19 protein-coding genes and 1 riboswitch are annotated in these 21983 nt (G+C 63.2%); of the genes, 7 read left to right on the top strand and 12 right to left on the bottom strand.

What is annotated here, in order from left to right; translation table 11 throughout:
- A partial coding sequence (locus BUA54_RS14860; RefSeq protein ID WP_425434976.1) for a type II secretion system protein GspD occupies positions 1-858 on the top strand: 858 nt, incomplete at its 5' end.
- A gap of 138 nt (positions 859-996) precedes the next feature.
- On the top strand, positions 997-2613 hold the full coding sequence (locus BUA54_RS14855; RefSeq protein WP_178352763.1) for a DEAD/DEAH box helicase: 1617 nt from the start codon (positions 997-999) through the stop codon (positions 2611-2613).
- A 45-nt stretch (positions 2614-2658) separates the two neighbouring features.
- Here the strand turns inward: BUA54_RS14855 and BUA54_RS14850 are convergent, their stop codons facing one another.
- From BUA54_RS14850 to glpD, 11 genes are all read right to left on the bottom strand, one after another.
- Positions 2659-3729, bottom strand: a complete 1071-nt coding sequence (locus BUA54_RS14850; protein ID WP_072858039.1) for a sn-glycerol-3-phosphate import ATP-binding protein UgpC — start codon at positions 3727-3729, stop codon at positions 2659-2661.
- Complete coding sequence (gene ugpE, locus BUA54_RS14845) at positions 3729-4577, bottom strand: sn-glycerol-3-phosphate ABC transporter permease UgpE (protein ID WP_425434977.1); 849 nt, start codon at positions 4575-4577, stop codon at positions 3729-3731. Before ugpE ends, BUA54_RS14850 begins: the two co-directional genes overlap by 1 nt.
- A 7-nt stretch (positions 4578-4584) precedes the next feature.
- Complete coding sequence (ugpA, locus tag BUA54_RS14840) at positions 4585-5466, bottom strand: sn-glycerol-3-phosphate ABC transporter permease UgpA (RefSeq protein ID WP_072858037.1); 882 nt, start codon at positions 5464-5466, stop codon at positions 4585-4587.
- Positions 5467-5509: 43 nt separating this feature from the next.
- Entirely contained in the window at positions 5510-6817 is a 1308-nt protein-coding gene (gene ugpB / locus BUA54_RS14835; protein WP_072858036.1) for a sn-glycerol-3-phosphate ABC transporter substrate-binding protein UgpB, read from the bottom strand.
- 260 nt (positions 6818-7077) lie between these two features.
- Positions 7078-8796 carry an ABC transporter substrate-binding protein gene (locus BUA54_RS14830; RefSeq protein ID WP_072858035.1) on the bottom strand — a complete coding sequence of 573 codons (1719 nt, stop codon included), beginning with the start codon at positions 8794-8796 and terminating at the stop codon, positions 7078-7080.
- A 71-nt stretch (positions 8797-8867) separates the two neighbouring features.
- Positions 8868-9143, bottom strand: coding sequence for a DUF2160 domain-containing protein (locus tag BUA54_RS14825; protein ID WP_072858034.1), 276 nt, complete (start codon positions 9141-9143; stop codon positions 8868-8870).
- Positions 9144-9167: 24 nt separating this feature from the next.
- Positions 9168-10007, bottom strand: coding sequence for a carbohydrate ABC transporter permease (locus BUA54_RS14820; protein WP_245810695.1), 840 nt, complete (start codon positions 10005-10007; stop codon positions 9168-9170).
- A gap of 41 nt (positions 10008-10048) precedes the next feature.
- Positions 10049-10921 carry a carbohydrate ABC transporter permease gene (locus BUA54_RS14815; RefSeq protein ID WP_072858032.1) on the bottom strand — a complete coding sequence of 291 codons (873 nt, stop codon included), beginning with the start codon at positions 10919-10921 and terminating at the stop codon, positions 10049-10051.
- Positions 10918-12000, bottom strand: coding sequence for an ABC transporter ATP-binding protein (locus BUA54_RS14810; RefSeq protein ID WP_072858031.1), 1083 nt, complete (start codon positions 11998-12000; stop codon positions 10918-10920). Before BUA54_RS14810 ends, BUA54_RS14815 begins: the two co-directional genes overlap by 4 nt.
- A 1-nt stretch (position 12001) precedes the next feature.
- Positions 12002-13081, bottom strand: a complete 1080-nt coding sequence (locus tag BUA54_RS14805; protein WP_072858030.1) for an ABC transporter ATP-binding protein — start codon at positions 13079-13081, stop codon at positions 12002-12004.
- Entirely contained in the window at positions 13078-14661 is a 1584-nt protein-coding gene (gene glpD / locus BUA54_RS14800; protein WP_072858029.1) for a glycerol-3-phosphate dehydrogenase, read from the bottom strand. Before glpD ends, BUA54_RS14805 begins: the two co-directional genes overlap by 4 nt.
- Positions 14662-14893: 232 nt before the next feature.
- Between glpD and BUA54_RS14795 the strand changes: the two genes are divergently transcribed.
- Positions 14894-15673, top strand: a complete 780-nt coding sequence (locus BUA54_RS14795) for a DeoR/GlpR family DNA-binding transcription regulator (protein ID WP_072858028.1) — start codon at positions 14894-14896, stop codon at positions 15671-15673.
- 24 nt (positions 15674-15697) lie between these two features.
- On the opposite strand, the gene BUA54_RS14790 is transcribed toward BUA54_RS14795, so the two are convergent.
- Entirely contained in the window at positions 15698-16918 is a 1221-nt protein-coding gene (locus tag BUA54_RS14790; protein ID WP_072858027.1) for a CoA transferase, read from the bottom strand.
- A 237-nt stretch (positions 16919-17155) separates the two neighbouring features.
- Positions 17156-17363: riboswitch (cobalamin riboswitch) on the top strand.
- Positions 17364-17487: 124 nt separating this feature from the next.
- Between BUA54_RS14790 and BUA54_RS14785 the strand changes: the two genes are divergently transcribed.
- The 4 genes from BUA54_RS14785 to BUA54_RS14770 are packed head-to-tail and all read left to right on the top strand — an operon-like array spanning position 17488 to position 21911.
- Positions 17488-19350: a TonB-dependent receptor plug domain-containing protein gene (locus BUA54_RS14785; RefSeq protein WP_072858026.1), complete on the top strand. Its 1863-nt coding sequence runs from the start codon at positions 17488-17490 to the stop codon at positions 19348-19350.
- The gene (locus BUA54_RS14780; RefSeq protein WP_245810691.1) at positions 19301-20176 is read left to right on the top strand and encodes an ABC transporter substrate-binding protein; all 876 of its coding nucleotides are present in this window, start codon (positions 19301-19303) and stop codon (positions 20174-20176) included. The genes BUA54_RS14785 and BUA54_RS14780 overlap by 50 nt, the downstream gene beginning before the upstream one ends.
- Positions 20173-21156 carry a FecCD family ABC transporter permease gene (locus BUA54_RS14775; protein ID WP_072858025.1) on the top strand — a complete coding sequence of 328 codons (984 nt, stop codon included), beginning with the start codon at positions 20173-20175 and terminating at the stop codon, positions 21154-21156. Before BUA54_RS14780 ends, BUA54_RS14775 begins: the two co-directional genes overlap by 4 nt.
- Entirely contained in the window at positions 21153-21911 is a 759-nt protein-coding gene (locus tag BUA54_RS14770; protein ID WP_072858024.1) for an ABC transporter ATP-binding protein, read from the top strand. The genes BUA54_RS14775 and BUA54_RS14770 overlap by 4 nt, the downstream gene beginning before the upstream one ends.
- Positions 21912-21983 lie beyond the last annotated feature (72 nt).

Raw genomic sequence — 21983 nt, 5'->3', positions numbered from 1 at the left:
GCCGCCATCGTCGAAGTCTCCGGCGACGTGGCAGAGCGGTTGGGCGCCCAACTCGGCTTCGGCACGCAGCAGGCGCAGGGTTCGCTGGGCGCCACCTCCTTCAGCAACGGCGGCGTTTCGCTTCAGGGCGTTTTGACTGCCGTCGGCGCCCCCGCCTCCGTTGCGCTGTCCACCGGCGCGACACTGGCGGCGAGCAACAATGACTTTGGCCTGCTGGTGCAGGCGCTGTCCAATTCCAGCCGGGCACGGCTGCTGTCCACGCCATCGGTTACAACGCTCGACAACGAACCCGCTACCATCGTCGTTGGCCAGAACGTGCCGTTCCGCACCGGCAGTTTCGCGACCGATGGCAACACTCTGACACCCTTCACCACGATCGAACGGCAGGACGTCGGGATCACGATGAACGTCGTGCCCCGGATCACCGCCGGCGGTGTCGTGCAGCTGGTGATCGAGCAGGAAATCAGTTCACTCGTCAACGGCAACGTCGAAGGCGCCGCAGATCTGGTGACCAACCGGCGGGTCATCAATACCACCGTGATGGCCGACAACGGCGGCACGGTCGTGCTGGGTGGCCTGATCACTGACGACCGTCTGAACAGCGAACAGAAGGTTCCGGGTCTTGGCGACATTCCCGTGGTCGGCAATCTCTTCAAGTCACGCAATGCAAGCGAGAGCCGGCGCACGCTGTTTGTCTTTTTGCGCCCGACGATCCTGCGCGACCGCGCCGACATCCAGGCCGCCGCCACCAACCGGATGACCCGATTGCGGCAGGCCGACGCCACCGCCATCCCACGCACGATCCTGCGCGAACAGGAAGTCAGACAGCTGCCGCTGGAGATTCAGGGCCTCTACTAGGCGGACTTTCCTGACCTGAATGAAGCCAAGGATCAGACGCGGTCTCATGACCCGCGGTCAGGTGCCGCAGCCAGCCGTGGCATGGATCAAAACCGTCCGCGCCGCGTTCATCCGATGCACGCATTTTGGATGGACGACATGGCGCTTTCACACCTCGACGACCGGGACCACGATCTTTTGTTCGGAGAGGACGAACTGGAACCCGGCGATGCCGTGGTTCACTTCGAACATGGTCTTGCACGTTACGACGGTCGCATGGACTGCGACCTTGGCGATGTGGATCAGACGCTGACTACGTTCATGTACCGTGACGGTGGCAAGCTGATGTTGCCCGCCCGCGAGGGCGAGGATTTCTGGCGCTTCGGCGCACCGGCCGACAGTTTGACCCTCGACCGGCTGAAGGCCGGCGATTGGCTGAAACGGCGCGATGAGATGATCATGGAGTTGCGCGAAAGCGCGGATCGCATGCTTGAAATCGATGCCGCGCGCCGCGCCACCGACGCCGTGCCGTTGAAGCCGAAGGCGGCTGCCATCAAGAAGATCACCGACAGCTTTGCGCACCACCCGACTGAAGATCAGGACCGGGCCATTCAGGCGGTGCTGCAGGATCTGTCAGGCAAGACCCCGATGGATCGCCTGCTGGTCGGCGACGTAGGCTTCGGCAAGACCGAGGTTGCTGTCCGTGCCGCAGCGGCTGCAGCCCTTTGCGGTCATCAGGTCGTCGTCGCGGCGCCCACCACCGTCCTCGCACGGCAGCATTTCAATACCTTCCGCGACCGGCTGGGGGCCTGCGACATCAAGGTGGCGGAACTGTCCCGCCTGACTGCGGCGGAGAATAGGACAGCCATTCTCGACGGTCTGCAAAGCGGCGACGTCGCGGTCGTCATTGGCACGCAGGCCCTACTGGATGACGCCATCGCTTTTGACAAACTGGCGCTGGTCATCATCGACGAGGAACAGAAGTTCGGCGAAGAGCAAAAATCGCAGCTTCGGCATCTTGCGCCCGGCGTACATGTGCTGAGCATGACCGCGACGCCGATTCCGCGATCCCTGGCCGCGGCAGAAGTCGGGCTGGTCGACGTATCGGTGGTGGCGACCGCGCCGAAGAACCGCAAACCCGTGGAAACGCGGCTTTGCGGACGTGACATCGACACCCTCCTGCGCGCAGTCGAGACGGAGACTGCGCGGCAGGGTCAGTCCTATATTGTCTGCCCCCGGGTCGCGGGCGTCACGGAACTCGAGGCCATCCTGAAGCAACGCAAGGTCGACTTCTCTTACATCGTCGCGCACGCCCAGATGCCTGATGAAGAAATGGCAGCTGCGATGCTGTCGTTCATGAGCGGCGATGTCGATGTTCTTCTGTCCACATCGATCATCGAAAGTGGCCTCGACAATGGACGGGCGAACACAATGGCGGTCTGGAACGCCGACCGCTTCGGCCTGTCGCAGCTTCACCAGTTGCGCGGTCGTATCGGGCGCAGCCAGTTGCCGGCCCACATGCTGCTGTTGACCGGGATCGATCTGGACGAAGGCGGGGAAGCCGCCGATCGACTGACCGCCTTTACCGAAATGTCGGAGATTGGGGCGGGTTTCCGCATCGCCCGCAAGGACCGAGATATCCGGGGATTCGGCGCTCTGGACGGGACAGAGCAGTCGGGGCAGATGTCGCGCCTCGGGATCGGCCTTTACCGACATATCCTGAAGCATCACATCGGCATGGGCGGGCAGCAGACCGAAACCCGCAAGGCGTCCTGACAGGACCAAGCGCGTCAGTCCTTGCAGACCGCCGGTGAACCGGGATCAGACGCGCGCGCCGGTGGCGGCGTCGAACACATGAAGGCTGTCCGCGTCCGGAACGACATGCAGGGTCTCGCCTTCGGAAAGTCGTCGGGCGCCGGGCACCCTCACGACCAACTCGACCGTTGAGTCGTCCTGCAGCACCGCATGCGCGTAGGCGTCCGCGCCAAGTGTCTCGACCGCGCGCACACGCAGCGCCATGGCGCCCGGATGATCCGCATCGACCGTCTGCAGATGTTCCGGCCGCAGTCCGATCGTGACCGATCGGCCCGCCTGGTCTGCGGGAACCGGCAGCGCGATGCGCTGACCGCCGGCGGTCTTCAGATGACCTGCCTCCAGCGTGCCGGAGACAAAATTCATGGCGGGCGATCCGATGAAACCGGCAACGAAGACATTGGCAGGCCGGTCGTAGATCGCCATTGGCGTGTCGATCTGCTCTGCCACACCGGCGTTCATTACGATCAGGCGGTCGGCGAGGGTCATCGCCTCGGTCTGGTCGTGGGTGACGTACAGCGACGTGGTGCCGACGGTGCGCTGCATCTCCTTGATCTGCAGGCGCATCTGCACACGCAGCTTGGCGTCGAGGTTCGACAGCGGCTCGTCGAAAAGGAACGCCGCGGGATCGCGCACCAGTGCGCGGCCCATGGCGACCCGCTGCCGTTGGCCACCCGACAGCGCTCGCGGCTTGCGGTCGAGGAAATCGGACAGGTTCAGCATGCCGGCCGCCCTGTCCACCCGCGCCTTGATCTCTGCCTTCGGCATGTTCGCGATCTTCAGGCCGTAGGCCATGTTGTCGAAAACGGTCATGTGTGGGTAAAGCGCGTAGTTCTGGAACACCATGGCGATGTCCCGCTCGCGCGGTTCCAGATCGTTGACGACACGGCCGCCGATGGCGATCTCGCCGCTGGTGATCGCCTCCAGCCCCGCGACCATGCGCAGCAACGTTGACTTGCCGCAGCCAGAGGGGCCGACGATCACGACGAATTCGCCGTCGGGCACGTCGATGGACACGCCGTGGATGACCTCTGCCTTGGCATAGGTCTTGCGCACGTCGCGCAGGGAAATCGTCGCCATTACTTTTCAGTCTCCACAAGGCCCTTTACGAACCACCGTTGCATCAGCACCACGACCAGCACGGGCGGCAGGATCGCAAGCACCGCCGTCACCATGACTAGGTTCCACGGCGTATCCGCATCCGCGAAAGAGATCATCTTGCGCAGGGCGATGACGATGGTGTTCATCGAATTGGAATTGGTGACCAGCAGCGGCCACAGGTATTGCGTCCATCCGTAGATGAACAGGATCACGAACAGCGCCGCGATGTTGGTCGTCGACAACGGCAGCAAAATGTCCTTGAAGAACCGCCACGGCCCGGCCCCGTCAACCCGCGCCGCCTCCAGCAGCTCGTTCGGGATCGTCATGAAGAACTGGCGGAACAGCAGCGTCGCCGTGGCCGAGGCGATCAGCGGCAGGATCAGGCCGGCATAGGTGTCGATCAGGTGCAGCTGCACCATGACCTTGTAGGTCGGCATGATCCGCACTTCCACGGGCAGCATCAGGGTGATGAAGATCAGCCAGAAGCAGGCCATGCGGAAGGGAAAGCGGAAGAAGACCATGGCGTAGGCCGAAGCCATCGAGATGATGATCTTGCCCACCGCGATGCCCACCGCGACGATGGCAGTATTGGCCAGTAGCCGCCCGACGCTGACCCCGCCGATCCGCCCGATGCCGCCCGAAATGGCCTCGCCGTAGTTGGCAGGCCCTTCGGCCCCCGGCAACAGCGGCAAAGGCGGGCGCAGGATGGTCTGCAGCGTATGGGTCGATGCGATGACGACGTAATAGATCGGGAAGGCCACGATCAGTACGCCAAGGATGAGGAAGATGTGGGCGACCACACGGCTGCGCTTCGACGATCCCACCATGCCGAGGTCAGCCATAATGCACCTTGCGTTCGACGTACTTGAACTGGAAGGCGGTTAGGGTGATGACGATGGCCATCAGGATTACCGACTGCGCGGCAGAAGACCCCAGCAGGAAGTTGTTGTAGCCGTCGTTATAGACCTTGTAGACCAGCGTCTCCGTCGCCTTGCCGGGGCCGCCGCCGGTCACCGCGTGGATGATGCCGAAGGTGTCGAACAGGGCATAGACGGAATTGACGACCAGCAGGAAGAACGTCGTGGGCGCCAGCAGCGGGAACACGATGGTCCAGAACCGGCGTGCCGATCCCGCGCCGTCGATGGCCGCCGCCTCGATCAGCGACTTGGGGATCGCCTGAAGCCCTGCCACGAAGAACAGGAAGTTGTAGCTGATCTGCTTCCAGCTGGCCGCCGCGATCACAAGACCCATGGCCTGACCGGAATTCAGGAGCGGGTCCCAGTCGATCCCCATCTGGCGCAGCGGCCAGGCAAGTGTGCCGAAGGACGGGTTGAACATGAACAGCCACAGCATCCCCGCGATGGCGGGGGCCACGGCATAGGGCCAGATCATGAGCGTGCGATAGAAGGCCTTGCCGCGCAGCACCTTTTCCGCCTGCACCGCCAGCAGCAGGGCGATGGACATCGACAGGAAGGCCGTCACGACGGAAAAGAACGCCGTCACCTTGATGGAATTGAGGTAGGCGGGATCGCTCAGAACCTTGCGGAAGTTCTCGAGGCCCACGAACTTCGAGCTGAGCCCGAAGGGGTCCTCTTTCAGCGTCGACTGCCACATGGCCTGCAGCGCGGGCCAGTAGAAGAACACGAGCGAGATCAGAAGCTGCGGCAGGACCAGCAGCCACGGCAGGAAGCGGTGGGGAAATGTTGCACGATTCATGGGAAAACCCGGCCGCCCCGCGGGCGGGGCGGCCGGTCACGGGTCACTGACCCATCGCCTCCTTGATGGCGGCGTTGCCGCGCTCGACAGCGTTGTCGAGGGCCTGCTGCGCGGTCTGGTCACCCGACAGCATCTTCTCGAACTCCTCGTTCTCGATGTCGCGGATTTGCGGCAGGTTCGGCAAACGCACGCCCTTGGAGTTCTCGGTCGGCTCCTTGCCCATCATCTGGGTGATCGGCGTCTCGCGGCCCGGGTTCTCGTCATAGAACCCGCTTTCCTTCGTCGCCTCGTAAGCGGCCATTGTCACCGGCAGATAGCCGGAGGTCTGATGCAGGTATTCCTGCACATCGGGCTGGGACAGATAGTCGAAGAAGGCGGCGACGCCCTTGTAGGTCTCGTCCGACTTGCCGCCCATCACCCAAAGCGACGCACCGCCCGGAATGGTATTCTGCGGCCCGTTGCCGTCAGTGTCATAGGGCAGTTGCCCGATGCCGTAATTCATGCCGGACTTCACGATGTCGCCCAGACCACCGGAGCTTTCGGTGAAGATGCCGCATTCACCGGCGAGGAAGATCTGCTTGGCCTCGGACGTGCGGCCGCCGTATTTGAACGTGCCGTCCTTCGCCAGATCCGCGATCTGCTGGAAGTGGTTCACGAAGATCGGCGCATTGATCTCAAGCTCGGGCGTGGCACCCGGCTCCAGCCCGTTGCCTTGGGTGGCGTAGGGCACGTCGTTCCAGGCCGCAAAGTTTTCCAGATGGATCCACGTCAGCCAGGTCGAGGTGTAGCCACAGGGGGCCGCGCCCGATTCCTTGATCGTCTTCGCCATCGACCAGACGTCGTCCCAGGTCTCGGGGGGGGTGTTCGGATCTAGGCCAGCCTTCTCGAAGATGTCCTTGTTGTAGTAGGTGATCGGCGAGGACGAGTTGTAGGGGAACGACAGCATCGTGCCGTCCGGCTTGGAATAATAGGCCACGATGCCCGGCAGGTATGCGGACTTGTCAAAGGTCATGCCGGCGTTGGTCAGCACGTCCGCCACGGGCATGACGGCGCCCTCGGCGCCCATCATCACGCCGGTGCCCACGTCGAAGACTTGGATGATGTCAGGGGCCTGACCCGCGCGGAAGGCTGCGATGCCGGCGTTCAGCGTTTCGGGGTAGGTCCCCTTGAAGACGGGATTGATCTTGTAGTCGCTCTGGCTGGCGTTGAAGTCAGACGCGATCTTCTCGACCACTTCGGAGTTCGCGCCGGTCATGGCGTGCCACCAGCTGATGTCGGTTTGGGCCTGCGCCGCCATGCCCGACAATGTCAGGGCCGCCAGCGATGCCGCCAGCATGTTCAGATTATTCATGATTTTCCTCCATAAGGTGCCTTCGACGAAGGCTATCGACACGGATGCGGTCTAGCGGCGGCGTGTAAGGGTTATGCGACATATCGGCCTCCTCACCGTTATGTCCCCACATGCCCCGCGCAACAGGTCATCGTCGTCGTCGGTCCAAGTCTCAAGAAGATTGCCGCCGAAATCAAGCTGCTGTTTTGACGATAATAAAGCGCGACGCACCTACGCAAAAAACCGGGGCGCAGATGCTGCGCCCCGGTCAGGTTCAGGCTTTACTGGTTCCAGGATGACACAAGTTCGTCGTAGCCGATAGTCTGCGGCTCTTCGTCCTCGTTCTCCAGCTTGGGCTTCGGCGCGCCCGGCTGGTCGAGCCAGTATTGCGCATCCTGCTCCTCGCCCATCACGGGACCCAGATCACCCTGCACGCCGGACCGTTCGATCCGCTCCATCACGCTTTCCATGTCGGCACACAGCTGATCGAGCGCCTCTTGCGAGGTTTTCGCACCTGACATGGCGTCGCCGATGTTCTGCCACCACAGCTGCGCCAGCTTGGGATAGTCCGGCACGTTGGTGCCCGTGGGCGACCAGCGCACGCGGTCGGGCGAGCGGTAGAATTCCACCAGACCGCCCAGCTTGTCCGCCCGCTCCGAGAAGTGGTCGGAGTTGATGGTCGATTCACGGATGAAGGTCAGGCCCACGTCGGACTTCTTCACGTCGACGGTCATCGAGGTGACGAACTGCGCGTAAAGCCATGCGGCCTTGGCGCGATCTACGGGGGTGGACTTCATCAGCGTCCAGCTGCCCACGTCCTGATAGCCGACCTTCATGCCGTCTTCCCAGTAGACGCCGTGCGGGCTGGGGGCGAGGCGCCACTTCGGCGTGCCGTCCTCGTTCATCACCGCGTCCGAGGCGACCAGCGGCGCCACGAAGGTGGTGTACATGAACATCTGCTGGGCAATGTTGCCCTGTGCAGGAACCGGACCGGCCTCCGAGAAGGTCATGCCGGCAGCGGAAGGCGGCGAGTAGTCCTTCAACCACTTGATCGCCTTGTCCACGGCGTAGACAGATGCGGGCGAGTTCGTGGCGCCGCCACGGGTCACGCACGCGCCCACGGGCTGCGAGTTCTCGTTTACACGGATGCCCCATTCGTCGACCGGCAAGCCGTTGGGTTCACCCTTGTCGCCCATGCCGGCCATCGACATCCACGCGTCGGTGTAGCGCCAGCCAAGGCTGGGGTCCTTCTTGCCGTAGTCCATGTTGCCATAGACCTGGTCCTCGACCCCCATGCGCGACAGATCGCGGCCGGTGAAGAACTCGGCAATGTCCTCGTAGGCGGACCAGTTCACCGGCACGCCCAGATCATAGCCGTACTTTTCCTTGAAGTCGGCCTTGTTCTGCTCGTCGTTGAACCAGTCGTAGCGGAACCAGTAGAGGTTCGCGAATTGCTGGTCGGGAAGCTGATAGAGCTTGCCGTCGGGCGCCGTGGTGAAATCGGTCCCGATGAAGTCGTCGAGGTTCAGCGTGGGCGAGGTCACGTCGGCGCCTTCGCCGGCCATCCAGTCGGTCAGGTTGCGGACCTGCTGATAACGCCAGTGGGTGCCAATTAGGTCGGAGTCGTTGACGTAGGCGTCATAGATGTTCTCGCCCGACTGCATCTGGGTCTGCAGCTTCTCGACCACGTCGCCTTCGCCGATCAGGTCATGGGTGACATTAATGCCGGTAATCGCGCTGAATGCCGGGGCTAGGACCTGGCTTTCGTATTCATGCGTCGTGATGGTTTCGGATACGACATTGATGTCCATCCCGGCAAAGGGCTTGGCGGCGTTGATGAACCACTGCATTTCGGCTTCCTGATCCGCACGGGACAGGGTGGACACATCGCCGATTTCGGCGTCAAGGAACGATGTGGCCGCGGCCATGTCGGCCCAGGCAGGTTGGGTCAGGGCAAGTGCCAGTCCCAGCGCCGTGGTGGATCTGTAAAGAACGTTCATTATAGGTTTCCTCCCTTTTGGTTGAACGCAAGCGATCCGGCGCGGTGGAATGCGCCGGGATTTGACGTGACCTAGACCCAGCGGAACACCGCTGCGGCATAGACCAGACAGACGATCAGCGCGTAGGGTTGCGGACCAAGCTCCAGCCCCAACCACGCCAGATTAATGAAGGCGGACCCGAGCAGCGTGATGAACAGCCGGTCGCCGCGCGTCGTCTCGATCCGCAGAACACCTTTGCGGGGCACCTCGGGGTAGCGGATCGCCAGCACCGTGAGAGTCGTCAGCAGCACGGCGATCACGATGAAGAACGCTGCCGTTGGCCATGTCCATGCCATCCATTCAAGCATTACGTTTCCCTCTCAACTCGCACATCACACCCGTCCCAGGGCAAAGCCCTTGGCAATGTAATTTCGCACGAAGTAGATGACTAAGGCACCCGGCACGATGGTCAGCACGCCCGCGGCGGCCAGCACGCCCCAGTCGACACCGGCGGCCCCCACAGTGCGCGTCATGGTGGCGGCGATGGGCTTGGCGTCGACGGAGGTGAGCGTGCGGCTAAGCAGCAACTCGACCCAGGAGAACATGAAACAGAAGAACGCCGCGACGCCGATGCCGCTGGCGATCAGCGGGGTGAAGATCTTCACGAAGAACGCCGGGAAGGAATAGCCGTCGATATAGGCGGTCTCGTCGATCTCCTTGGGCACGCCGCGCATGAACCCTTCCAGGATCCAGACCGCGAGCGGCACGTTGAACAGGCAATGCGCCAGCGCCACCGCGATATGGGTGTCGAACAGCCCGATCGAGGAATAAAGCTGGAAGAACGGCAGGGCGAAGACGGCCGGCGGCGCCATCCGGTTCGTCAGCAGCCAGAAGAACAGGTGCTTGTCGCCCATGAAGCTGTAGCGGCTGAAGGCATAGGCCGCTGGGAGAGCGACGGCCAGGCTGATGACCGTATTCATCACGACGTAGATCAGAGAGTTGACGTAGCCCATATACCAGCTCGGGTCCGTCAGGATCGTCTCGTAATTTGCGAAGGTCAGGTTGCGCGGAAAGAACGAGAACGTGCCCAGAATTTCCGAGTTCGTCTTCAGGCTCATGTTCAGCAGCCAATAGATCGGCAGCATCAGGAACAGCAGGTAGATCGCCATGACGACGGTACTGCCAGACGGCCGGAACCTGCGTTGCGCGGTGCGCGGCGTCTCGATCGTCATGGTGCGGGTGTCGGTGACGACCTCGGGGATTGCGCTGTCGGTCATTTGCCATCCCTTTTATCGAGGGTCGTCATTACCGTGTAGAATACCCAGCTGATCGCCATGATGACGAGGAAATACATCAGGCTGAACGCCGCCGCGGGGCCAAGGTCGAATTGACCCAGCGCCATCTTCACAAGGTCGATCGACAGGAAGGTCGTGGCGTTGCCGGGGCCTCCGCCGGTCAGCACGAAGGGTTCGGTATAGATCATGAAGCTGTCCATGAAGCGCAGCAGGATCGCGATCATCAGCACGCCCGCCATCTTTGGCAGTTCGATGTAGCGGAACACGGCCCAGCGACTGGCCTGGTCGATCTTGGCCGCCTGATAGTAGGCATCGGGTATCGACCGCAGTCCGGCATAGGCCAGCAGCGCCACCAGCGACGTCCAGTGCCAGACGTCCATGATGATGACCGTCACCCAGGCGTCGAGGGTGTTCTGGGTATAGTTGTAATCAATGCCGAGCGCGTCGAGCGTGTAGCCCAGCAGCCCGATGTCCACGCGCCCGAATATCTGCCAGATCGTTCCGACCACGTTCCACGGGATCAGCAGCGGCAGCGACATGACGACGAGGCAGAAGGACGACCAGACGCCCTTCTTCGGCATGTTGAGGGCGACGAAGATACCCAGCGGCACCTCGATCGCGAGGATGATCGCCGAAAACAGCATCTGCCGTCCCAGCGCATTCCACATCCGGTCAGAATGCAGCATGTCGTCGAACCACGACAGGCCGGCCCAAAAGAACTGGTTGTTGCCGAAGGTGTCCTGCACGGAATAGTTCACCACGGTCATCAGCGGGATGACGGCCGAAAAGGCGACCAGCAGCAGGACCGGCAGGACAAGGAACCAAGCCTTCTGATTCACGGTCTTGTTCATGCGGACGTCCCCCGGGGTGCGATGCGCCAGTCGTCAGCGTAGACGTTGATGCCTTCTGGCGCAAAGACGATCCGGGTCGCGTCTGCCGCAATGGCCTCGCCTTCCGCGGCGACCGCATTGACTTCGCGACCGGCCACATCGAGACGGATGATCTTGTGTCGGCCCACGTCCTCCACGCGCTTGATGCTGGCGGGAATGCCCTCCTCGCCGGAGGTCAGGCGGACGAACTCCGGTCGGACCCCAAGCTGCGTGTGCCCGGCTGTGATGAAATGGCCGTCGAGGGGGATGACCGTGTCGCCTACGCGCGCGCTACTGCCGTCAACCTCGGCATCGAAGAGGTTCATGCCGGGCGAGCCAATGAAATAGCCGACAAAGGTATGCGCGGGACGCTCGAACAGTTCCTGCGGGGTGCCGATCTGGACGACGCGGCCGTCGTACATCACCACGACCTTGTCAGCGAAGGTCAACGCCTCGGTCTGGTCGTGGGTCACGTAGATCATCGTGTGACCGAAATCCTGATGCAGCTTCTTCAGCTGCGTCCGCAGCTCCCACTTCATGTGTGGATCGATCACCGTCAGGGGTTCGTCGAACAACAGCGCGTTTACATCCTCCCGCACCATCCCACGGCCGAGGGAAATCTTCTGCTTGGCGTCCGCCGTCAGCCCGCGCGCCTTGTGATCGAGCTGCGCCTCCATGTCGATCATGGCGGCGACCTTCTGCACCCGGCGCTTGATCTCGGCTGCATCCATACCGCGGTTCTTCAGCGGAAAGGCCAGATTCTCGCGTACGCTCATGGTGTCGTAGACCACCGGGAACTGGAACACCTGCGCGATATTGCGCTCTGCCGTCGGCGAGGTCGTCACGTCGCGCCCGTCAAACAGCACGCGGCCCTGACTGGGGATCAGCAGGCCGGAGATGATGTTCAGCAACGTCGACTTGCCGCAGCCCGAGGCGCCCAGCAGGGCATAGGCCTCTCCGTCGACCCAATCATGGTTCAGTTCCTTCAGGGCAAATTCTTCCTCGGACTGCGGGTTGGGCAGGTAGGAATGCGCGAGGTTGTCGAGGGTGATCTTGGCCACGTTACGACGCCTCCGCATAGGGAGCGGTCGCGACAAGGTCTCCGGATTCGCCGAAGAGGTAGACCCGCGAGGGATCGAGATAGACGGGAAGCGCCTGCCCCGGCCTCAGGTCGCGGATGCCGTGGATCAGGCCCACCCAGCGGGCGTCGCCATGCTGCAGGTGGACGAAGGTCTCGGATCCCGTGATTTCCATCACGCTCAGCACTGTGTCGAAGCGGATGCGGCCGTCGCCGGCGTCCAGCGTCAGGTGATTGGGGCGAAAGCCGAGCATGTAGTGGCCGTCCGCCACATCGCGCCCGAGGGCAGGCATGGTCTCAGCCATGCCGAAATGCATCTGGTCACCGCGCTTTTCCACGCGCAGGAAGTTCATCGGCGGGTCGGAGAAGACGCGTGCCGTCGTAGCGTCAGTGGGGTTGCGATAGACTAGCGAAGTGGTGCCGAACTGCGTCACGCGGCCTTCCCACAGTGTTGCGCAGTTGCCACCCAGCAGCAGCGCCTCTTCCGGCTCGGTCGTAGCGTAGACGAAGATCGACCCGCTTTCGGCAAAGATGCGCGGAATTTCGGCGCGCAACTCCTCGCGCAGCTTGTAATCGAGGTTCGCCAGCGGCTCGTCCAGCAGCACAAGTCCCGCGTTCTTGACCAGCGCCCGGGCCAGCGCGCAACGCTGCTGCTGACCGCCCGAGAGTTCCAGCGGCTTTCGCTGCAACATCGGCGTCAGCTTCATCATCTCGGCCGTCTCGCGCACGCGGCGGTCGATCTCGGCCTTGTCCAAGCCCATCAGCTTCATGGGGGACGCGATGTTGTCATAGACGGTCATCGCCGGGTAATTGATGAACTGCTGGTAGACCATGGCGATCCGCCGGTCCTGCACCCTCATGCCGGTCACGTCCTCGCCGTTCCAGCGGATACGCCCTTGCGTCGGCACATCCAGCCCAGCCATCAGCCGCATCAGCGTCGTCTTGCCGGACGACGTCGGCCCCAGCAGGACGTTCATCGTGCCTTTATCCAGCGTCAGGTCGGTCGGATGAATATAGGTCTGCGCGCCCACGACGTAGCCGACGCCGTCGAGTTCCAGTGTCATGCGATGTCCTTTAATTGCGGGCGGCGGGCGACCATGTAGGCATCGAGCGCCGCGCTGTCGGCGCCGTGCAGGCCCAGCTTACTGCGCCGCCACAACACATCCTCGGCGGTGCACGCGAATTCGTGCGTCATCAGCCAGTCGACCTCTGCCGCCGTCAACGTCGCGCCAAAGTCCTGCCCCAGATCGGCAGCAGTCCCGGCATCGCCAAGGATCAGCGCCGCATCTGTGCCATAGGCCCGGATCAGACGGCGGGCCCAGCGGTCAGTCAGAAAGGGAAAAGCGCGCACAAGATCGCTGATCAACTGGTCGACATCGCCTACGGAAAAGTCGCCACCAGGCATCGGGGCACCGGCCGTCCACGGTCCTTGCGACACATCCAGTCTCTGGCCGATCTTTTCCAACGCGCTTTCTGCCAGTCTCCGATAGGTCGTGATCTTGCCGCCGAAAATATTGAGCGCCGGCGCACCGGCGCTGTCATCCAGTTTCAGCGTGTAGTCGCGGGTTGCGGCAGTGGCGGAACTTGCACCATCGTCATACAGCGGGCGCACGCCTGAATAGGTCCAGACGATGTCGTCCGGGCCGATCTTGTCCTTCAGGTAGGCATTCACGAAATCAATCATGTAGGCCTGTTCTTCCGGGGTGCACACCGGTTTTTCCGACGCGTCGTGATGTTCCTGATCCGTGGTGCCGATCAGGGTGAAATCCGTCTCGTAGGGAATCGCGAACATGATGCGCCCGTCGGTGCCCTGAAAGAAGTAGCATTTGTCGTGATCGAACAGTCGCCGGGTGACGATGTGACTGCCACGGACGAGGCGCACGTCGTCATGGCTGTTCGACCCCATCTGCTGACGCAGGATCTGCCCGACCCACGGTCCGCCGGCATTGACGACCATGCGTGCCCGCACCTGCCGCGATGCACTGGTACCGGCATCCTCCAACGTTACGGTCCAGATACCGTCATCCGTTCTGGCGGAAACCGCCTTCGTACGGGTCAGAACGGTCGCCCCCCGGTCGGCGGCGTCGCGGGCGTTCAGGGCCACAAGGCGCGAATCCTCGACCCAGCAATCGCTGTATTCATAGGCTTTCGTGAAACTGTCGATCAGCGGGGCTCCCTCCGGACCGTGGGTCAGGTCCAGCGTCCGGGTGCCGGGCAGGATCTTGCGCCCGCCGAGGGTATCATACATCAGCAGCCCCAGCCGGATCAGCCAAGACGGACGTCGTCCGCGCGTCCATGGCATGACCGTCGACATCAGCTTCGATGTCGGCGTGTCGTTCTCGAACCGCATGTCTTCAGAATAGGGCAGCACGAAACGCATCGGCCAGCTGATGTGCGGCATCGCCCGCAGCAATGTCTCGCGTTCGATCAGTGCCTCGCGCACGAGGCGGAACTCGAAATATTCCAGATAGCGCAGACCACCGTGAAAGAGCTTGGTGGAAGCGGAGGATGTGGCAGAGGCGAGGTCGGACATCTCGACCAGCGTCACCGACAGGCCACGACCGGCAGCATCGCGCGCGATGCCGCAGCCGTTAATGCCACCGCCGATGACCAACAGGTCACGGATATCCGTGTCATCGCTCACACTGGATCCTCCCAAATCCTTACCGGATCATCGCAACCCCGCGCATAAAAGAAAACCCCCATTTTCGGTTCTCTTCGCTTTTCGGGGAATAGATAAGCGAGGCAATACGGAACGGCGTCGCGCAGAGGGTTATCGCCACTTTTCGCGCATATGCGAACAGGCGCGAACAAATGCCATATCAATCTTCCCGCAAATCCTGCCATATTAGAGCCACACCAACCGGAACACGTTCATGTCGCAAACCATCAGACACCCGGAAATTCTCGACATCGCCCGACGTGACGGCAAGGTCACGGTCGAGCATCTGGCAGAGCGGCTGGGCGTCACGCTGCAAACAATCCGCAGGGACCTGAGTGAGCTTGCCGATGCGGGCAAACTGGAACGGGTACATGGCGGGGCGGTCCTGCCCTCGGGCACCGTGAACATCGCCTACGAGGAACGCCGCCGTCTGAATGCCGAAGGCAAGACCGCGATGGCCAAGGCCTGCGCCGCCTGCATTCCCGAGGATTGTGCAATCTTCCTAAATATCGGGACCAGCACAGAGGCCGTGGCGACGGAACTGCTGCACCACCGCAACCTGCTGGTTGTCACCAACAACATGAACGTTGCCAATATCCTGACGCGCAACCCGGACTGCGAGGTGATCGTCACGGGCGGCGCACTGCGGCAATCTGACGGCGGGCTGACCGGCGACATTACCACTGCCGCGATCCGCCAGTTCAAGTTCGATATCGGTGTCATCGGTTGTTCGGCCATCGACGCAGATGGTGACATCCTTGATTTCGACCTGCGCGAAGTCGGCGTCAGTCAGACGATCCTGAACCAGTCGCGTCGCAAAATGCTGATGGCCGACCATACGAAGTTCAAACGCAAGGCCCCGGCACGCATCGGATCCCTGTCGGACATCGACGTCTTTTTCACGGATGCTGCTGTTTCTGAAGGACTGCATGACCTGTGCGCAGGTTGGCGGACCGACATCCGCGTCAGCCGTCCTGCCGACGATGCGGACTGATCCATGCCGGACGAGTCCCGGCGCCTACTGCCCCGCAACGATGCCACGGTCCATAAGGTCGCCGATCTGACCTGCTGACAATCCCAGATGATCTGCCAGAACCTGTTCCGTATCCTGCCCAAGCCTGGGCGCCGCCCGTGCCGGTCGACCTGCGTCGCCGCCGAACCGTGCAAGCCCTTTGGCCGTGGGGTAGGTCGACCCGCCCGGATGTAAGACGGGATCGAACAGAGGATTTTCGGCGATGCAGCGCGGATCATTCTCCACCGCGTCCTTCAGCGTCCTGTAACGCTCCCAGCAGACACTGTTGCGGTCCAAAGCCTTCGTCAACGGGGCTAAATCCCGCGCGGCGATCGCCGGAGAGATCAGGTCGTAAAGACGATCCGCATGGGCATAGCGCACCCCCTCGTCGATGGCGAAGGACAGGCCAAGCGCGGCCTCCACCTTGGCCACGGCGCGGTCCAGATCGAGCGCCGCGACCAGTCCGCTCCATTGCTTGGGCGTGATCGCCACGATCATCACAGCATGCCCGTCCCGTGTCCGGAAATCCCGCCCGAACGCACCGAAAAGCGCATTCCCGCTCCGGGGGCGGTCGGCCCCCAGCGACACTTCGGCCACTTGGCCCAGGTTCGACAGCGATCCCATCGCCACATCGGAGAGGGCCAGCCTGATCTCTCCACCCTGCCCGGTCGTTGCCCGCCTGCGCACCGCCGCCAGCACCGCGAAAGCGCCGTAGGCGCCGGTCATCAGATCCCAGGCAGGTAATACGCTGTTGACCGGTTGATCCGGAGGAATGTCCGTCGGCCCGGTCATGTAGGGCACGCCAACGGCAGCATTGACGGTGTAGTCGACGCCGTTTCGCCCATCGCCCCAGCCTTGCACCCGCAAGGTGATCAGATCGGCCCGTTGTGTCGCAAGGGCATTGTGAGCCAGAAAACCCGTTTCGGGATAATTCGTGACGAAGATTCCGCTGCCCGGCCCCTGCGCCGTGATGATCGACCGGGCAAGCTCGCGTCCTTCTGGCGACCGCAGGTCAATGGCGATCGACAGCTTGCCCTTGTTCAGCCCTTGCCAGTAAAGGCTTTCGCCCGTGTCCGTGCGCGGCATACGATTGTAGTCCGGCCCGCCGCCGATCATGTCGAAACGGATGACCGTCGCGCCAATTTGCGCCAGATGCAGTGCGCAGGACGGACCGGCGATGAACGACGCCCCCTCGACAACCGTCAGATCCCCAAGCGCGTTGTCCATTCCTCACCCCGATCTGACAGATCCTGCACGCACTTCCGATCCACTCATCGCCCCCGCCGGCAGGCCCAACCAGCCGGTCAACGTTAACGCCAGCCTTGCCCTCCGAATCCTGTCGATCGACGGCACTTCGACCTCAGGCAGGACTACCGTAGCCGTCACTTGCACCTTCAGGCAAGCAAAGCCGAGGGGTCGGGGCGCGAGGGCAAGGGTCCCTCTTTTCAACGCAGGACCGACCCGCTAGAGACGTGGCACTTCGGTCCGGGCGGTCTACCGTCTGGTGAAAAGGGAACGTGGTTCGGCTATCAGGCCAAATCCACGACTGCCCCCGCAACTGTAGGCGGAGAGCGAAGCCGGAATGTGCCACTGTCACGCACCCGCGTGATGGGAAGGACCGGCCCAGCGATGACCCGCAAGTCAGGAGACCTGCCGAGGTGTTCACCCTGTCCGGGCGCGTGGGGCGTCGGGGCTGCGGAGCTTCCGCTTGTGGTGTCGTCACCGTCTGCGGGGGCCAATCCCCCTCTGGCTTAACGCAATTACGTCCCCGAAGGGACGACCCGAGGGATCATCCCATGCTTCGCACCGTTCTAATGGCTTCCGTCTGCCTGACGACCACCCTTTCACAGGCCCGCGCGCAGGACGCCTTCGTCCTTGACGAGATCATCGTCACCGGTGGCCTGTCCCCCATTGCCGCAGGCTCGCTGCCACGCGCGTCCAGCATCGTGACCGGCGACGAGATCGCGGCACGTGGTATCGCTACCGTCCAGGATGCCCTGCGCACTCTTCCGGGCGTGGCGGTCACCGGCTCCGGCCCGACCTACACGCAGGTCCGCATCCGCGGCGCAGAGGCCAGTCACACGCTGGTCTTGATCGACGGTATCGCCGCGGCCGGCGGCGACTGGGAATACATCCTCAGCGGGCTGGAGACCGCGAATATCGAGAAGATCGAGGTGCTGCGCGGCCCGCAGTCCGTCTACTACGGTTCCGACGCGTCTGCCGGGGTCATCAATATCATCACCCGCAAGGGTCAGGTCGGCACCACCCTCAATGGCTCGATTGAGGGTGGTGAAGCGACGACGGTGACCGCGTTTCTCGCGCACCGGACAGATCGCGGAGGGCTCTCGCTGTCCCTGTCGCACGTGCAGGACGACGGTTTCGACCAGTCCGGCGATGGCGGAGAGCGTGACGCCATGACCCGCACGACAGCCATCCTGTCGGGCGATTTTCTGGCCATGGATGCGCTGAAGCTCGGTTTTACCCTTCGCCGGTCGGAACAGGAGTATGATACCGATGCAGTGGATTACGCCGCGCCCGACGCCGCGGGCTCCATCGTCGACGACACCACTCTGTCCAGCACGCGGGACGAAACCACCGGCGGCCTCTTTGCCGAACTCGATACCATGGGCGGACGGCTGACTCACCGGGTGTCCTATGAGCGCACGGACAATACCGCCGCCTATGAAGGGGGTGCCGCGGTCCGCACGGAACGCGATGCGCTGAAATACCGGCTCAGTTACGGCCTCGACGGGCTTGCGGTAACCGAGACGCAGCACCTGTTGAACCTGCTTGTCGAAGATACGAACGACAGCAGCCGGTCGAACCCCCTCTACGCCCGCAAAGCGACATCCGTGGCGCTGGAATACCGCGGCAGCCTCGACAACGGCCTTGATCTGCAGGCGGGCTTGCGTTTCGATAACAACGACACGTTCAAGGATGCGACGACGTGGAACGTCGGGCTGTCCTATCCGGTCGGACAGAACGGCGCGCGGTTGCATGGCTCCGCCGGGGTGGGCATCGTGAATCCGTCCTATTTCGAGCTTTACGCCACCGACTTCGGCTATACCGGCAATCCGTCCCTGACGCCCGAGCGGAACATCGGTTTCGATTTCGGGGTCACCTTGCCGGTCCTCAATGGCCGCGGCACGCTCGATATCACCTATTTCAAAGAGGTGCTGACCGACGAGATCACCGATGTCACGACCGGACCCGGCACCTTCGGCTTCATCAATCAGTCCGGCGACAGCAGTCGGCAGGGGGTCGAGGTAACAGGCAGCCTGCGGGCGACAGACACACTCGCGCTGCGGATGACCTATACCTACCTCGACGCGACGAACCAGGACGGCAGCGTCGAACAACGCCGTCCCCGAAATACGCTGACGCTTGGCGGGACATGGGACACCTTTGACGGTCGGGGCAGCCTGTCGGCGGATATTCGGCACGTCTCGGGCAATGTCGACGCCCAGTTCTTCGGCGCCTACCAGATGGCAGAGCTACCGGCCTTCACGACCGTCGATGTCGCGGCGCAGTATGACCTGACCGATCGCGTCGCCCTTACGGGGCGGGTCGCCAATCTCTTCGACGATCCGGCGGTCGAGGTCTGGGGATATGCTACCCGCGGGCGTGCTGCCTATGTCGGCCTCGATGCACGCTTCTAGTCTCTGGATACCGTGGCTGGTGGCAGCGCTGACCGCTGCACCGGCACTGGCCGATGCGCCACGGCGCGTCGTATCCATGAACCTCTGCACGGATCAGCTTGCAATGCTGGTGGCGGGCGAGGGCCAGCTGATTTCCGTCTCTGCCCTCTCCGCCGATCCGCGCGGGTCCGCCATGGCGGATGTCGCGGCCCGATACCCGCTCAACCACGGGCGTGCAGAGGAGATCTATCTGATGCAGCCCGACCTCGTGATCGCCGGCACCTTCACCCGGCGCGCGACTGTCGACATGCTGGACCGGCTTGGCATCCCTGTCCTCCTGCTCGAACCCGCCTACACGCTGGACGACATTGCCGCCCTCCTGATTCAGACGGGCAAGGCATTGGGACAGGAGGCAAAGGCGGAATCGCTGGTGGCGGACTTTCAAACGCGACTTGGGCTTCTCAACTCAAAAGACGCGGCAAACCCGCGAGCGGCCCTCTATTCCGCCAACGGCTACACGTCCGGCGACCGTACCCTTGCAGGGGAAATCCTGAGCGCTGCCGGTCTGGACAACGTCGCGGCAGAGGCAGGACTTGCCGATGGGGGCTTTCTGCCGCTGGAGGTTCTGGTCATGGCAGCACCGGACACAGTTATAACTGGCGTACCGTACGCGGGCGAATCCCGGGCGGAAGCGGTTACCGATCACCCGGTCATCGCCGCCCTGCGCGACGGTCGGCCCGGGGCCCGGATGATGGACCGCGACTGGGTCTGCGGCACGCCCTTCGTGCTGCAGGCAATCAACGCGATGGCAGATCTGCGCCACACCCTGCAGGACGGGCAGCGATGACCCGGCTGACCCTGATTCTTTCAGGTCTTTTGGTGGCGCTGTTCGTCACGGCCCTGCTTATCGGGCCCGCGCATATCTCCCCCGGTCCCAGCCTGCGGGCGTTGATTATGGGCGGCGAAGGACCAATGACACTCGTGATGCGCGAGATTCGCCTGCCCCGCGCGCTGCTCGGTCTCTTGATCGGCGGCGCGCTTGGATTGGCGGGGGCGGCAATGCAGGGCTACCTGCGCAACCCGCTCGCGGACCCCGGCCTGATCGGTGTCTCGGGCTCGGCCGCCCTCGGCGCGGTGCTGGCGATTCAGACCGGGTTCGCCACGACATGGTCCTTGGGATTGCCGATGGCGGCGCTGAGTGGAGCGGTGCTTGGTGTATGCGCCGTGCTGCTGCTCGCTGGTCCGAGAGGATCGTCACTCAGCCTGATCCTTGCGGGGATCGCCATATCGGCGCTCGCGGGGGCATTGACCGCGCTGGTTCTGAACCTGTCGCCAAACCCCTTTGCCGCGAACGAGATCGTGTTCTGGATGATGGGATCACTGTCCGACCGGTCGATGACGCACGTCTGGATTGCGCTGCCCTTTATCCTGCTGGGATCCGCATTGCTGGCGAGCCTGTCGCGCGGGCTGGACGCCCTGACGCTGGGCGAGGACGCGGCAGAGGCGATGGGGATCGGCCTGCGACGGATGCGTCTGACTTTGATCTTCGGCACCGCCGCCGTCGTCGGCGCATCGACAGCCGTCGCGGGCGCCATCGGCTTCGTCGGGCTGGTCGTGCCGCACCTGCTGCGCCCCTTCGTCGGTGCGCGGCCCGGGCGACTGCTGTTGGCCTCGACACTCGGTGGGGCGGCGATGTTGCTGGCGGCGGATATCGTGGTGCGTGCGATCCTGCCGGACCGCGACCTCAAGCTGGGCGTCGTGACCGCCCTGATCGGCGCACCGCTGTTCCTGCACCTGATCTATCGCACGCGGCAGGACGCGACATGACACTGCTGACCTTGCGTGAACTAGGCGTAACGCGTCGCGGCCGCACCGTTCTTCAAGGCATCAACCTAAGAGTCGGGACCGGTGAAATCGTGGGGCTGATTGGCCCCAACGGCGCCGGCAAGACGACTCTGATGCGCGCCGCACTCGGCCTGATCCCGCCCACGGGACACAGCTCTCTGGCACAACTCGCGCCGCGCGCGCGCGGGCGCGCTGTCGCCTGGCTGCCGCAGGCGAGAGAGATCGCCTGGCAGGTCGATGTGGCTACCCTGATCCTGCTGGGGCGCACGCCACATCTTGCCACCGGCCAGAAGCCCAATGCGACCGACCGCGCCGCCGTTGACCGCGCCATCGCCCGTATGGATCTCTCGGCCTTCAGGGACCGCACGGCCACCAGGCTGTCCGGCGGCGAACAGGCACGGGTATTGATCGCGCGGGCACTGGCGCAGGATGCGCCGCTGCTGATGGCCGACGAGCCGATCGCGGGCCTCGACCTTGCTCATCAGATCGGCACCATGAAACGTTTTGCCGACCTTGCGGCGGAGGGGCGGTCCGTCATCGTGTCCCTGCACGATCTGGGGCTTGCCGCGCGCCACTGCACCCGCCTCGTGGTGATCGACAAGGGCCGGATGGTCGCAGACGGAACACCTCTCGAGACGCTGACCCAAACCCTCGTCCGGGATGTCTTCGGGGTCGACGCGCTGGTGCAGGCCACCCCCGACGGCATCCTCTTCCAGCCACGCGACATCGTCGGCTGACGGCTTCGCAGAGTGGCTGCAACGCTTGCCAGACCGCAAGCGGTATGGTTGGGTTCGGCAACCCTCCAGACA

Source organism: Loktanella atrilutea, from assembly GCF_900128995.1.
Lineage (GTDB): Bacteria > Pseudomonadota > Alphaproteobacteria > Rhodobacterales > Rhodobacteraceae > Loktanella > Loktanella atrilutea.
Note: the sequence above shows the minus strand (reverse complement) of the source record. Positions and strands in the feature narration are given on the sequence as shown.

Excerpts from the sequence above, each read along its gene's own strand:
- BUA54_RS14780 (WP_245810691.1), top strand. The coding sequence starts at position 19,301 with ATGCTACCCGCGGGCGTGCTGCCTATGTCGGCCTCGATGCACGCTTCT.
- BUA54_RS14815 (WP_072858032.1), bottom strand. The coding sequence starts at position 10,921 with ATGAACAAGACCGTGAATCAGAAGGCTTGGTTCCTTGTCCTGCCGGTC.
- ugpE (WP_425434977.1), bottom strand. The coding sequence starts at position 4,577 with ATGGTGGGATCGTCGAAGCGCAGCCGTGTGGTCGCCCACATCTTCCTC.
- BUA54_RS14775 (WP_072858025.1), top strand. The coding sequence starts at position 20,173 with ATGACCCGGCTGACCCTGATTCTTTCAGGTCTTTTGGTGGCGCTGTTC.
- BUA54_RS14820 (WP_245810695.1), bottom strand. The coding sequence starts at position 10,007 with ATGACGATCGAGACGCCGCGCACCGCGCAACGCAGGTTCCGGCCGTCT.
- BUA54_RS14770 (WP_072858024.1), top strand. The coding sequence starts at position 21,153 with ATGACACTGCTGACCTTGCGTGAACTAGGCGTAACGCGTCGCGGCCGC.
- BUA54_RS14795 (WP_072858028.1), top strand. The coding sequence starts at position 14,894 with ATGTCGCAAACCATCAGACACCCGGAAATTCTCGACATCGCCCGACGT.
- BUA54_RS14855 (WP_178352763.1), top strand. The coding sequence starts at position 997 with ATGGCGCTTTCACACCTCGACGACCGGGACCACGATCTTTTGTTCGGA.
- BUA54_RS14850 (WP_072858039.1), bottom strand. The coding sequence starts at position 3,729 with ATGGCGACGATTTCCCTGCGCGACGTGCGCAAGACCTATGCCAAGGCA.
- BUA54_RS14785 (WP_072858026.1), top strand. The coding sequence starts at position 17,488 with ATGCTTCGCACCGTTCTAATGGCTTCCGTCTGCCTGACGACCACCCTT.
- BUA54_RS14825 (WP_072858034.1), bottom strand. The coding sequence starts at position 9,143 with ATGCTTGAATGGATGGCATGGACATGGCCAACGGCAGCGTTCTTCATC.
- BUA54_RS14830 (WP_072858035.1), bottom strand. The coding sequence starts at position 8,796 with ATGAACGTTCTTTACAGATCCACCACGGCGCTGGGACTGGCACTTGCC.
- ugpA (WP_072858037.1), bottom strand. The coding sequence starts at position 5,466 with ATGAATCGTGCAACATTTCCCCACCGCTTCCTGCCGTGGCTGCTGGTC.
- BUA54_RS14805 (WP_072858030.1), bottom strand. The coding sequence starts at position 13,081 with ATGACACTGGAACTCGACGGCGTCGGCTACGTCGTGGGCGCGCAGACC.
- ugpB (WP_072858036.1), bottom strand. The coding sequence starts at position 6,817 with ATGAATAATCTGAACATGCTGGCGGCATCGCTGGCGGCCCTGACATTG.
- BUA54_RS14790 (WP_072858027.1), bottom strand. The coding sequence starts at position 16,918 with ATGGACAACGCGCTTGGGGATCTGACGGTTGTCGAGGGGGCGTCGTTC.